We start from the raw sequence: 12063 nt of genomic DNA, 5'->3' as shown, positions 1-12063 counted from the left end.
CGCCGCTGCGCGCCGCAGCAGGCGTATCCGCTTGGCCATACCAGTTGGCGCCCCAGGCGACCACGGTGCCGTCACGCTTGAGCGCCACCGTGTGATAGCCCCCGGCGTCCACCGCCACGACGTCGCGCAGATCAGGCGGCACGTTCGTCTGGCCCTGGTCGTTCCAACCCCATGCGACCACGGTGCCGTCGCGCTTGAGCGCCACCGTGTGGATGTTGCCCGCCGCGATGGCGACGACGTCGCGCAGCCCCGGGGGAACGGCCGTCAGTCCCCCATTGCTCCAGCCCCACATCACTACCGTGCCGTCGCTCTTGAGCGCCAAGGCGTGAAGCGGCCCACCAGCGATGGCCACAACGTCACGCAGTCCGGCGGGCACCTCTGTCTGGCCCTCGTCGTTATTGCCCCAGGCCACCACCGTGCCGTCCCGCTTAAGTGCCATTGAGTACGTCCCTGCGGCGACCACGGCACGCACGTCCGTCAGCCCGGCGGGCACGTTCACCTCGCCGTCGCCGTTGTAGCCCCAGGCCACCACCGTGGCAGTCAAGGCGGCGCGTGCTCCACCCGGCAGGGCGCTCAGGCACAGCGCCACCAGCCACGCGAAGACCAGCACCAGGCGGCGCAACATGTCCAGGCGCGGCAGCGAGTTCATCAAACGGTTCATTGCCATCTCCTGCGCTTGCCGAGCGAATGGAAGCATGGGTACAGCGGCGGTGCCACCCTTTGAATGGGCAAGCCGCCTTTTCATCGCTGCCCCAGCGGCGAATGAAATCTAGGCCAGCCATCACGCCGGGCTTTGCGCGACATCAACCGTGCAGACGCGCACCACGGCGCTGATGTAACCAATGTTCAGTTAAAGCGGTGCCTGCGCGAACCCTCCACGGTGCTGCGGCTGGGGCACAGGTAATTTCCAAAGAGCCTGGTACGTTCTGCTTGAAAAATGCGTTGCGCGACAAGCTCTTATGAATTTGCGAATTACAGTTAAGGCCGTGGTTAGGGCCCGTCATCAATTGACTGATTGCGTATTCCGCGCCATCCCGGACGGCGTTCCGCGCTGAAGGCGGACAGCGTTCCATCCTGATCGCGGACACCGGCACGGTGTTCTGAGTGACCCAACCGCGGCATAGGCTGGCCGGTTTTTGACCGGAGAGCCGATGCCCACCCCAAGGGTCCTCATGAGCAAGATCAGACGAGCACTACAACTACTGGCCGACTCCGGCTTGAGCACGCGGCAAGTGGCCGCGGTGCTGGGCATCAGCAAGTCCACCGTCAGCGAGATCGCGCTGTACGCGCGCACAGCGGGACATTGACTGGCCGCTGGCCAGCACGTTCAGCGACGAGGAACTGCAGGCGCGGCTGTACCCGCCGCCGCGCCCGCGCAGCTCGCACCGGCACGAGCCCGACTACGGGCGGCTGCACCAGGAGCTCAAGCGCCCGGGTGTGACGCTGCGGCTGCTGTGGGAGGAATACCGCGAGCGCTGCGGCGAGCAGGCCTACCGCTACAGCGCCTACTGCGAGAAATACCGCGCCTGGGCCAAGAAGCTCAAGCGCTCCATGCTCCAGGTGCATCCGGCCGGCGAGCGGCTGTTCGTGACTACGCCGGGCAGACGGTGCCGCTGGTCGACGCGCTGACAGGCGAGATCCGGCGCGCCCAGGTGTTCGTGGCGGTGCTGGGCGCGTCGAATTACACCTACGCCTGCGCCACCCCGCAGCAGACGGCGGCCGACTGGGTGGGCGCCATCATCGCGGCGCTGGAGTTCATCAACGGCGTGCTGCGGTTGCTGGTGCCCGATCAGCCGCGCGCGCTGATCGCCAACCCCGACGCCTATGAACCCATGACTGCCCGGCTGATGCAGGAGATGGGCGAGCACTACGGCGTGGCGGTGCTGCCCGCGCGTCCCGGGCGGCCACAGGACGAGGCCAAGGTCGAAGTGGGAGTCCAGGTCGTCGAGCGCTGGATCCTGGCGCGGCTGCGCCACCGCCGCTTCTTCAGCCTGGGCGAGCTCAACGTCGCCATCGCCGGGTTGCTGGTCGAGTTGAACCAGCGCCCCTTCAAGAAGCTGCCCGGCTGCCGGGCGTCGGCCTTCGAGGCGCTGGACGCGCCGGCGCTCAAGTCGCTGCCGCCGCAGCCCATGGTGCTGGCGCAGTTCAAGCCGGCGCGCGTGAACATCGACTACCACGTGGCCTACGAGGGGCACTACTACTCGGTGCCGCACCAGCACGTGGGCGCTGCGGTGGAGCTGCGCGTCACGGCCACCACGCTGGAGGTGCTGCTGCGCCGCCAGCGCATCGGCGCGGCCACCGCCGCCGTGGTGCGCTGGCAGATGGAACACCGCCCGCACCCCGAGCAGGGCTACCGCGCCTGCCTGGAGCTCATGCGCCTGGCACGGCAGTACGGCCAGGAGCGGCTGGAGGCGGCTTGCGCCCGCGCGCAGTCCATCCGGGCGCCGCACTACCGCAGCGTCAAGTCCATCCGGGAATGCGGCCTGGACCGACAGGGCTCGACCACGCCGGGCGGTACCACGGCGTCAATGCCGGTCCACGACAACGTGCGCGGGCCCGGCTACTACAGCCACCACTGATGCGTCGATCGCGCCTTCATCCTCCAACAACAAGACCTTCCCATGCTTCATCAACACACCCTGGACCAACTGCGCAGCCTGCGCCTGGACGGCATGATTGCTGCGCTCAACGACAGCGCCACCCAGGCCGCCGCCGAGGGGCTGCCCTTCGAACAACGTCTGGCGCTGCTCGTGCAGCGTGAACTGGACTGGCGCGAGGGCAAGCGCGTGGCGCGGCTGCTCAAGAGCGCCAAGCTCAAGGTCAGCAGTGCCTGCGTGGAGGACATCGACTGGCGTGCCAGCCGTGCCCTGGATCGTCACCTCATCACCGCGCTGGCCCAGGGCGACTGGATCCGCCATGGCCGCAACCTGATTCTCACAGGCGCCACCGGGTGCGGTAAGACGTGGCTGGCTTGCGCCCTGGCGCAACAGGCAGCCCGCCAGGGCTTCTCGGTGCTCTACACCCGGGCCACGAGGTTGCTGCAGGAGCTGCAGGTGGCCCACGGCGACGGCAGCTTCACCCGCCGCCTGGCACAACTGGCGCGGCTTGACGTGCTCGTGCTCGACGATCTGGCCATCGCTCCGATCACTGCCCTGGAACGCCAGGACTTGCTGGAACTGCTGGACGACCGCGTCGGCAGCCGCAGCACCCTCATCACCAGCCAGCTGCCCACGGACGCCATGCACCAGTGGCTGGCCGAGCCCACCATCGCCGACGCCATCATGGACCGCCTGCGGCACGGGGCGCACATCATCGAGCTCAAGGGCGAGTCGCTGCGCCGGGACCCACCGCAGGGCTGACGGCATCCGCGGCACGCTGCCCGCGGGCTATCGACATGGCGGAGCGCCCGCGTTCCACGCGAAGGCGGACAGCATTCCACGGTGATGGCGGGCAGCTGAACTACCATTGCACCTGTCACTCAGGCACCCCTCCCGGGGTGTCCGTGATCAGTGGAATGCGCATCAACCAACGTGTCGTGGTCCGGAAGGTCCTGCAAACGCAGTTGCTTGAAGACGGTGGCGGGCTTGCCGTCAACCTCTTCGACAACGACGGCGGTAAAGCTCTCACTCATGATGTTCTTTCGGTTCGGTTATTGCTGAACGGCAAATCAAAGGCTCTTGCCGATTTGCGTCCTGTCTGCCAAAGCAAGGCCAGCGACCTCTGCTGGGCCACTGCGTGATTCCTTTTGCCAGGCGCTGCTTGACGCAGCGCACCGGTCAGCGAGATGCGGCGCCGCGCACGGTTTCGACCAGAGCGTCCACGTTCTGCGGCAGGGCGTCTCCACGCCATGCCACGTGGCCATCTGGACGCACCAGCACCAGTCGGTTGCGGTAAAGCGCGACAACTTCCGGTTGGTCGATCTCGTAGACCTGCAGAGGCATCTGCACTGCTTGAGCCGCCATCGACAACGGCCCGGCTTCGGTCGATGCTCCGCCAAATGCCAGCAGTACGAAGCCGCGGCCGAACAGGTCCAGCGTGGATCGGCCATCAGTCAGCCAGGCGTGCGGCGCGCGGTGACCCGGTCGCGCGCGGGGTACATAGGAGCTGGGGTGATCTTCAGTCGGCGGCGTACCGTCGCTGACGACCAGTGGGGAATCGTCGTAGCGATAGCCCAGCGCAATGCCTTGGGAAAACCATTCCTGATGCAGCGAAACAACGAGCGAATTGCCGATGTTGCGTCGCGCGGCGGCACCCTGTGGCCCGGCCTTGTCCACGTTGTCCATCCCGCTGCCCACCCACGCGTGGTAGTTCTGCGTGGCGCTGCCCAGATTGCGCAGTGCAACGGGCCGTCGTTCCGTGGTGTAGGCGTCCAGCAGGCGTTCGCCGCCCCAGCCTGCCAAGCGGGCCGATAGCATCCAGCTCAGGTCAGTCGCATCGCCAATTCCGGTGTTAAGCCCGTGTCCGCCCGTTGGCGAGGTCGTATGGACCGAATCGCCCGCCAGCCATACGCGACCGCGCCCGTAGGTGCGCGCCAGCGTTTGCGCCCGACGCCACGGCACCACCCTCTCGATGACGTAAGGCACCTCGATCTTGCCGAAGGCACGGCGGATGATCGGGTCGATGTCGAATGTTTCCGCATCCAGAGCCGCTTCGGAGCCGACCACGGTGAACCGGTACAGTCCCCGACCGTCCACGGAGGTCATGTTGGCCCATGTGCCTTCGGGCCCGATGAACATGAATCGCTCAAGGCTGCCGAAATCGTGGTAGCGCTCCAGGTGCTCAATCCGCAGCATGGCGCTGAGCGAGAAGTCCATCTGCTTGATCAACTCGAAAGGAATTCCGAGCGATTTGCGGATCGGACTGCCTGCCCCATCGCAGCCGACGAGGTACGCCGAACGGATCTCCACCTGTTCTCCTGTCGACGTGTCGCGAAGCCGCGAGGTGACACCCTGGTCGTCCTGCACGAACGATTCGAAGATCAGGTTGTACTGCAGGCGGGCGTGGCTGCTGGCCTGCACGGCGCGCGCCAGGATCGGATCGAACTGGTTCTGGGCGCAGCGGCGCATCATTTCCGGACCGACTGCGGGGACTCCGCGATCGCGCGCGGACGGCACCTTGCTGCGGCCGATCAGGTATCCATCCAGCGACGTGCAGTAGACGGTGTCGCGCGCTTCGTCATCTGGATAGGCGGCGGCAATCTCCTCCGTCAAGCCCCATCGGCGGCAGAACTCCATCGTGCGTTCATTGTGGGTGCCAGCCTTCGCCTGCACGACCAATGCGGTACCTGCCTGTTGCTCCGCGATCAGGCATTCGGTCCCCTGGTGGTTGAGGTCCAGCGCCAATGCCAATCCGACCGGCCCGCCACCGACGATCAGGACCGGCGTTTCCATATAGTTCTTCATCATCCTTGACCCTCTCTCAGGACCCATGACGGGGCTTGGCCGTGCCTCGTTGTGCCAGGCGCGCCACGATGTGATCGATCTGCGCCGGATCTACCCCCGCTTCGCGCAGCACCTCGGCCGTGTGTTGTCCCAGCGACGGCGCCAGTAGGCGCACGGTCGGTGGCGATTCACTCCACCGGGTAGGTGGACGCAGTTGCCGCACGACCCCCTCCGTCGGATGGTCAACGAGTTGGAACATGCCTACCGCTTCCAGGTGCGGGTCCGTGACCACGTTGTCCAAGGTGAGCATGGGCGCTGCCGGGATGTCCGCCTGATTCATGAGCTCGAGCCAGTCCGCCGTGTTCCTGGTGCGCATGATCTCGGCCAGTTCCGCGTACAGCACCCCAGCATGGGTTGTGCGGCTCCGAAGGCTCTGCACACGTTTGTCGGTATCGAAGCGCTCCGGCTGGCCGACCACTTCGAAAAATGAACGCCAGTGCTTGTCGGTGTAGACGACGAGGCAGATGAATCCGTCACGGGTCGCATACGGGCGACGCTCTTTGTTCAAGGTGCGCTGGTAACCCATCGGCCCTGCCGGCGGCTCGAATGTCTGCCCGCCCATGTGATCCCCGACGGTGAACTGGGTCATCGTCTCGAACATCGGCACTTCGATGAACTGGCCACGACCGCTGCGTTCGCGCCATTGCACCGCGGACAAGAGCGCGATGGCCGCGTGCAGCCCGACAACGCGATCGTTGAAGGACAGTGGCACGTAATGCGGCTGTTCGGAACCCGCCTGCACCAGCATGGCCGGCATGCCGGTCAACCCCTGCAGCAGGTCCTCATACGCGGGCCGTCCGGCATAAGGTCCGTCGCTGCCGAAGCCGACGAGGCTGATCCAGATCAGGCGGGGATTGCGGGCCGCCAGGTCCTCGTAGGTGATGCCCAACCGGGCGAGCGCCGCGGGGCGAACATTGCAGATCAGCACGTCCGACTGTGATGCCATCGCAACGAAAGCTTCGACGCATTCCGGCAGCTTGAGGTCGAGCACGACACTGCGCTTGTTCCGATTCAGGTGCAGGAACAAGCATCCCATGTCCGCGTGGCGCATGGGGGGGATCTGCCGCGTGGTGTCTCCCGACGGCGATTCGATCTTGACCACGTCGGCACCGTAGTCGGCCAGTACCTGCGTGGCATACGGCCCCATGACAACGTTGGTCATGTCCAGTATCCGCAAGCCAGCCAAGGCCTGCGGTGCATGGCCCGCAGCAGAGTTTTCAGATGGGGTCAACATATTTCTCCAACCAGGATTCCGTGTACTGCTGTTGCTGCGCCTTCTTGAGGCCTTGGGGGCCTTCAGCCCGGAGAATGTCCTCAAATAGGCGGCCATCGGGCGCCTTGGCATGACGGCTCATTGATTTGGTAGCCACGTCGCCGCTGCGGCCGGCAATGCGGGCCACGCCGCGCCCACCTGCCTCGCCGGCCTTGTCGATGGCGGCCTTGTTGAGGCGCAGTGCATCTTTGGGCATGCGTGCGATGCGCTCGGCCAACTCGCAGGCGCCTGGCTCGAGCTGGCTGAGCTCAAGCATCAGCAGCACTAACCCGATATCGACGGCACGACGGGCATCCAGGCGCTCGCCGGTGAAGATCATGAACTTGGCCCAGGCTTGCCCAATCAGCGGCACCAGCTCCGACCCTCCCGGGTGGCCGAAACGGCCTTCAGGCAGGCCGAAGGTCGCGTTAGTGGAGGCCAGCACAAAATCGCACTGCACGATGAAGCCCAGCCCCGCGCCCAAGCAGGCCCCGTGTACCGCGGCAATGGTCGGCTTCTGGGTCTGCCGCACGGCGGCATGAAAACGGTCCACCTCGGCGATGAGGAACTCGTCTTGCCCGGCTCCGGCAAACGCTTCAAGCCCGGTGAGATCTCCACCCGCACAGAAGCTGCGGCCTTCGGCACGAATCAGGACCGCCCCGGTGTCCGGATCAGCGTCTGCCCATTGCAGTGCAGCCGCGATCTCGGCGCGATTCGAGCCCGGGCCAAATGCGAGCGCGTTCAACTTGTCGGGGCGCGCGAGCACGACATGCGCGACGCTGTTACGCCTTTCTAGGCGAATGTTCTTGAACTCGGGCGGTGCCATCGTCGTCATTCCGGCTTGATGTTGTTGGCCTGGACGATTTCGCGGGACAAGCGAAGGTTGTCGCTGACCATGCGCGCCAGTTCCGTGTCGGTAGACGTGCGCGGCTCATACCCGCCATCGCGGACGCGAGACTGGAACTCGGCAGTCTTCATCACGGCAAGCAGGTCTTCGCGCAACTTGCCGGTCACCTGGGGCGGCAGTCCCGCCGGCGCGAAGGCGGCATACCAGGGGTTCAGCTCCAGCGAGTAGCCCTTCGACTGGAAGGTGGGCACGCTGGGTTGAGAAGGCCAGGGCTTCGAGCCGGTCATGGCCAGCGGAAACAGCTTCTTGGCCGCGAAGTGCTGCTCCATGCCTGCCAGCGTTCCAAGGTACCCGTGCAGTTCGCCTCCCAGCAGGGCCCGGATGATGGGCGCCGTCCCTGTGTAAGGCACCAGCGTCGCCTTGATGCCCAGCGTGGTCATCATGCGAACGGTATCCAGATGTTGCTGGCTGTTGGCGATGATGCCCAGATTGAGCTCACCCGACTTGGACTTGGCCTGGGCCACGAAGGCGTCGAGGGTCGTGGGCCCCTTCTGCGAGGCAATCAGGAAGTACGGGGTGGACGCGATCAGGGTGAGCGGCTGGAGCTCGCGCTCGACATCGAACAGCGGTGTCCGGTTGAGCGCGCCATGGGCCGAGATCGCGATGTTCGCGATCAGGAGTTGGTAGCCATCGGGTTTGGCACGGGCGACTGCCTGCGTGCCCAGCGCCGTGCCGGCACCGGGCTTGTTCTCGACGATCACCGGAACGCTCCAACGCTTGCCAAGTGCGGGCGAGAGAAGGCGCGCGAAAAAATCGAGCGGGCCACCGGCGGGCGTGGGCACCACGAGCGTTACCGCACGCTCAGGGAACCCGTCTGCCTGAGCCGACGCGGCTGCGCCGAGCACGCCCAAGCCAAGGGCCAGGGAAAAGGAGATGCCGCTCAAGCGCGTGCGGACCGAACGAGGACTCATGTGCTTGTCTCCTACTAAGTAGTTGTTGAGCTCGATGGTAGGAAGGGGCGTTAGATACGTCAAAGTAATATCATTGATAATGTTCATCAGGGAAGCTTATGTTTACGTTGAAGCAGCTGGCGGTTTTCGACGCCATCGCACGCCTGGGCAGCGTCAGCGAAGCAGCCGAGCAGCTGGGCATGACGCAGCCTGCGGCGAGCATGTCGCTGCAGCAGTTGGAGCAGATGCTTGGCGCGGAGTTGTTTGTGCGCGTACGCAAGCGGCTGGTACTCAGCGAAAAGGGCAAGGCCCTTCAGCCGATGGCGCGGTCGATGCTCGTGCAGGCGGAAGAGATCACGACGTCACTGGCCTCCGCGTCCCAGCAGAAGCACGTCCGCATCGGCGCTAGCCCTACCGTCGGTGATTACCTTCTCAACGAGATTTGCCCTCGTTTCCAGAAGCGCCATCCTCAAGTCCGGCTCAGCATTTCGGTCATGCCGGCCTTCGATGTCATCAACCGTGTCGATGAAATGGCCCTGGATCTGGGACTGATCGAGTTCATCACGGTGCGTCCAACCTTGGACATGCTGAGATGGCGCCAGGAGTCCCTGGTCGTGTTCTGTTCGCCGGAACATCCGCTGTCACGCAAGAAGCGTCTGCGAGCAGCCGATCTGAAAGACCAGAGATGGTGCCTTCAGCACCGTTTCAGCGACACGCGGCGCCAGTTCACCTTGGCGTTGCTCAATCACTTGTCCAGCCTGGAGGTGGTCCTGGAGAGCGACAGTTTGAACATCTTGCGCAGCGCGGTGGAAACTGGTATTGGTCTGGGTTGTCTGCCCCGCCCGTGCATTGCCCGAGAGCTGAACGATGGACGTTTACAGGCGTTGGCGATTGAAGACCTCGACCTCACGATTCCGATATCAATCGTCTCGCGCAAGGACGTACGGAAAAGCAAGCACCAAGAGGATTTCGTCGCTGAGCTTGGGATTGACCATTCCAACGCTGTAAAGGCGAATGAGACCGGCTCGTAGGCTGACCTGTTTCCACGGTCAATGGAGAAACGGAAGTTGAAACGCTTGCGTTCGATCCGCGGCTCGCACCGTTGGACCGAACAGTGACGTGGTCGCCACCGTCACCCGCATGACGACACTGTGAGGCGATGCGTCAACTTTGTCTTGTGACCCCACTCCATTGGCGTCAAAGCGTGCCGAGGTGTACCCAGAGTTCGACATTCCAATGGTCAATTCACCAGACGCGCCAGTTCCTCCGGGTCAACCGGCTTGGTGATGAACGCGTGGAAGCCCGCGGCCGCGGCAGCCTGACGGTCTGCCTCCCGGCCATGCCCCGTCACGGCGATGAGCTGCACAGCCCCGAGTTCCGGCAGCTCGCGGATGCGGCGTGCCAACTCGTAGCCGTCCATCCCGGGAAGCCCAATGTCGAGCAACACAATGTCGGGCCGCAAAGCCGCTGCCATGCCGAGCGCCATCGGTCCGTCTTGCGCTACCTGGACATCGTGGCCCGACATGCGCAGCAGCATTGCCAAGCTTTCAGCAACATCGTGGTGATCGTCAACGACCAGCACGCGCCGCGGGCTTGGCACGACGACGGTTTGCGCAGCGGCTGAAGGCTCTGTGGCCGCTTGCTTGCGGATCGGCAAGGTGACCGTGATGGTCGTTCCCTTGCCGGTGCCGGCACTGGCTGCGCTGACGCTGCCGCCATGGAGTTCGACGATGTTCTTCACCAGCGCCAAGCCGACGCCCAGGCCGCCTTCGGAGCGGTCAAGAGCGCGCACGCCCTGTACAAAGGGCTTGAAGGCCCGCTGCAGCAGGGACTCGCTCATGCCGATGCCGGTGTCGTTCACCTGCATCGTGGCGACGTCCCCGTCGTCCCTGACGCTGACGTCGATGCGCCCTGGGGGCGGCGTGTACTTGGTGGCATTGGTGAGCAGATTGGCCACGACCTGCGTCAGCCGCGTGGTGTCCCCCATGATCTGGATGGGCATCGGCGCCAGCCGTACGGTCAGCGAGTGCCCGTGCTGCTTGACCATGGCGCTGGCCGCGTCGACGGCCATGCGCACCAGCGTGTTGAGCTCCAGCGCGACGGGCTCCAGACGGATCTTGCCGCTGGTGATGCGGCTGACGTCAAGCAGGTCGTCCACCAGGCGGGTCATGTGGCCGATCTGCCGCCCCAGCAAGTCCAGGCACCAGCGGGCCTGCGGCTCGTCGGTGAACCGGCCCAGGATCGCCACCGCGTTGCGAATCGGCGCCAGGGGATTGCGCAGCTCGTGCGAGAGCACGGCGATGAACTCGCTCAGCCGCCGGCCCTCCATCTCCAGCGTCTCGGCGCGGCGGCGCTCAGTCAGATCCCGGACGATGCGGATGAAGCCACGCGGCGCCGCACTCTCGCCATCGCCTTCCAGGCGTGTCGTCGTGACCTCGGCCCAGAACCTGGTGCCGTCCGCACGCTGGCGCCAGCCCTCGACCAACAGGTGCCCGGCGCTCTGGGCCGACGCCAGCTCGGCCTGGGGCTTGCCCGCCAGGCGATCTTCCTCCGGGTAGAACATGGAGACGTCGTGCTCCAGGACCTGGGCGCTGTCGTAGCCCAGCAAACGCTGGCCTCCCGCGTTCCACGCCTTGATGCGCCCCTTGGCATCGAGCAGGAACATGGCATGGTCCCTGACGCCTTCGACTAACAGGCGCAGGCTCTCCTCGCGCTCGCGCAGCTGCTCCTCGTGGCGGCGCCGCTCGGTCAGGTCGCGGGTGACCTTTGAGAAACCCAGCAGCCGGCCGTGCTCGTCCTTGATGGCGGTGATGACGACGTTGGCCCAGAAGCGAGAGCCGTCCTTGCGTACCCGCCAGCCTTCGTCCTCAAATCTGCCCTGCTCAGCGGTGCGCTCCAGCTCCTCCTGCGGCCAGCCGCGCGCCACGTCCGGTGGCTCATAAAACATGGAGAAATGCCGGCCGACGGCTTCCTGGGCCGTGTAACCCTTGATGCGCTGCGCACCGCGATTCCAGCTCGTGATGACGCCGTGGCAGTCCAGCGAGAAGATGGCGTAGTCCTGGACCGTCTCCACCAACAGCCGCAGGTTGCGCTCGCCCTCGACCAAGCGCTGCTCGCCTTCACGCTTTTCCGTCATGTCGCGCGTGACCTTGGAAAAGCCCAGCACCTCGCCGGTGGGGCCCAGCAGCGGGGAGATCAGCACGTGAGCCCAGAATCGGCTGCCGTCCTTGCGCAGCCGCCAGCCTTCGTCGCGCCACTGCCCTTGCTGCACGGCCGTGCAAAGCGCCTGCGCGGGCACGTCGCGCTCAAGTGCCTCCTGGGGATAAAAGACGGAAAAATGCCTTCCGATGATCTCGTCGGCGTGGTAGCCCTTGATGCGCTCTGCGCCCACGTTCCAAGAAGCGATCAACCCTTCGGGCGTCAATAGGAAGATGGCGTAGTCATGGACGCTGTCCATGAAGCGCCGGAAAAGCTCGTCGTGCCCATCACTGAGCAGCGCGCGCATGGTGAGTGCCAGCATGGCGGGCTGCGCCACGCTGGACCCATGTACCGAGATGGTCTCTTTGGGCTTAG

At 65.1% G+C, this 12063-nt stretch carries 9 protein-coding genes and 1 pseudogene; 4 read left to right on the top strand and 6 right to left on the bottom strand.

The window, feature by feature from the left end; all coding sequences use genetic code 11:
• The coding region (locus ALA01S_RS28540) for an RCC1 domain-containing protein (protein ID WP_373863017.1) at positions 1 to 661 on the bottom strand (661 nt) is incomplete at its 3' end.
• Positions 662 to 1151: 490 nt separating this feature from the next.
• Between ALA01S_RS28540 and istA the strand changes: the two are divergent.
• The 3 genes and pseudogenes from istA to ALA01S_RS33680 all read left to right on the top strand — a co-directional run bounded on the left by istA (position 1152) and on the right by ALA01S_RS33680 (position 3739).
• Positions 1152 to 2579: pseudogene (gene istA, locus ALA01S_RS28535) on the top strand (IS21 family transposase).
• A 42-nt stretch (positions 2580 to 2621) separates the two neighbouring features.
• Entirely contained in the window at positions 2622 to 3359 is a 738-nt protein-coding gene (istB, locus tag ALA01S_RS28530; protein WP_066342682.1) for an IS21-like element helper ATPase IstB, read from the top strand.
• A gap of 155 nt (positions 3360 to 3514) precedes the next feature.
• A complete protein-coding gene (locus ALA01S_RS33680; RefSeq protein ID WP_157119355.1) occupies positions 3515 to 3739 on the top strand; it encodes a hypothetical protein in 225 nt (74 codons plus the stop codon).
• Between the two features lie 37 nt (positions 3740 to 3776).
• Here the strand turns inward: ALA01S_RS33680 and ALA01S_RS28525 are convergent, their stop codons facing one another.
• From ALA01S_RS28525 to ALA01S_RS28510, 4 genes are read right to left on the bottom strand one after another with little or no spacing between them, the layout of a single operon-like run.
• Complete coding sequence (locus tag ALA01S_RS28525; RefSeq protein ID WP_066342678.1) at positions 3777 to 5405, bottom strand: FAD-dependent monooxygenase; 1629 nt, start codon at positions 5403 to 5405, stop codon at positions 3777 to 3779.
• Between the two features lie 13 nt (positions 5406 to 5418).
• Complete coding sequence (locus ALA01S_RS28520; protein ID WP_066342675.1) at positions 5419 to 6675, bottom strand: CaiB/BaiF CoA transferase family protein; 1257 nt, start codon at positions 6673 to 6675, stop codon at positions 5419 to 5421.
• Positions 6659 to 7528 (bottom strand): enoyl-CoA hydratase/isomerase family protein, encoded by an 870-nt coding sequence (locus tag ALA01S_RS28515; protein WP_066342673.1) that lies wholly within the window; start codon positions 7526 to 7528, stop codon positions 6659 to 6661. Before ALA01S_RS28515 ends, ALA01S_RS28520 begins: the two co-directional genes overlap by 17 nt.
• The gene (locus ALA01S_RS28510) at positions 7525 to 8511 is read right to left on the bottom strand and encodes a Bug family tripartite tricarboxylate transporter substrate binding protein (RefSeq protein ID WP_169806036.1); all 987 of its coding nucleotides are present in this window, start codon (positions 8509 to 8511) and stop codon (positions 7525 to 7527) included. Before ALA01S_RS28510 ends, ALA01S_RS28515 begins: the two co-directional genes overlap by 4 nt.
• Positions 8512 to 8609: 98 nt before the next feature.
• Between ALA01S_RS28510 and ALA01S_RS28505 the strand changes: the two genes are divergently transcribed.
• Positions 8610 to 9521 carry a LysR family transcriptional regulator gene (locus tag ALA01S_RS28505; protein ID WP_066342670.1) on the top strand — a complete coding sequence of 304 codons (912 nt, stop codon included), beginning with the start codon at positions 8610 to 8612 and terminating at the stop codon, positions 9519 to 9521.
• Positions 9522 to 9730: 209 nt separating this feature from the next.
• On the opposite strand, the gene ALA01S_RS28500 is transcribed toward ALA01S_RS28505, so the two are convergent.
• Entirely contained in the window at positions 9731 to 12010 is a 2280-nt protein-coding gene (locus ALA01S_RS28500; RefSeq protein WP_157119354.1) for a PAS domain S-box protein, read from the bottom strand.
• Positions 12011 to 12063: the final 53 nt, after the last annotated feature.

The sequence above is a fragment of the Azohydromonas lata NBRC 102462 genome (genome assembly GCF_001571085.1).
In the GTDB taxonomy this organism is placed as follows: Bacteria; Pseudomonadota; Gammaproteobacteria; order Burkholderiales; family Burkholderiaceae_C; genus Azohydromonas; species Azohydromonas lata.
Note: the sequence above shows the minus strand (reverse complement) of the source record. Positions and strands in the feature narration are given on the sequence as shown.

Excerpts from the sequence above, each read along its gene's own strand:
- istB (WP_066342682.1), top strand. The coding sequence starts at position 2,622 with ATGCTTCATCAACACACCCTGGACCAACTGCGCAGCCTGCGCCTGGAC.
- ALA01S_RS33680 (WP_157119355.1), top strand. The coding sequence starts at position 3,515 with ATGCGCATCAACCAACGTGTCGTGGTCCGGAAGGTCCTGCAAACGCAG.
- ALA01S_RS28525 (WP_066342678.1), bottom strand. The coding sequence starts at position 5,405 with ATGATGAAGAACTATATGGAAACGCCGGTCCTGATCGTCGGTGGCGGG.
- ALA01S_RS28520 (WP_066342675.1), bottom strand. The coding sequence starts at position 6,675 with ATGTTGACCCCATCTGAAAACTCTGCTGCGGGCCATGCACCGCAGGCC.
- ALA01S_RS28515 (WP_066342673.1), bottom strand. The coding sequence starts at position 7,528 with ATGACGACGATGGCACCGCCCGAGTTCAAGAACATTCGCCTAGAAAGG.
- ALA01S_RS28510 (WP_169806036.1), bottom strand. The coding sequence starts at position 8,511 with ATGAGTCCTCGTTCGGTCCGCACGCGCTTGAGCGGCATCTCCTTTTCC.
- ALA01S_RS28505 (WP_066342670.1), top strand. The coding sequence starts at position 8,610 with ATGTTTACGTTGAAGCAGCTGGCGGTTTTCGACGCCATCGCACGCCTG.
- ALA01S_RS28500 (WP_157119354.1), bottom strand. The coding sequence starts at position 12,010 with ATGCTGGCACTCACCATGCGCGCGCTGCTCAGTGATGGGCACGACGAG.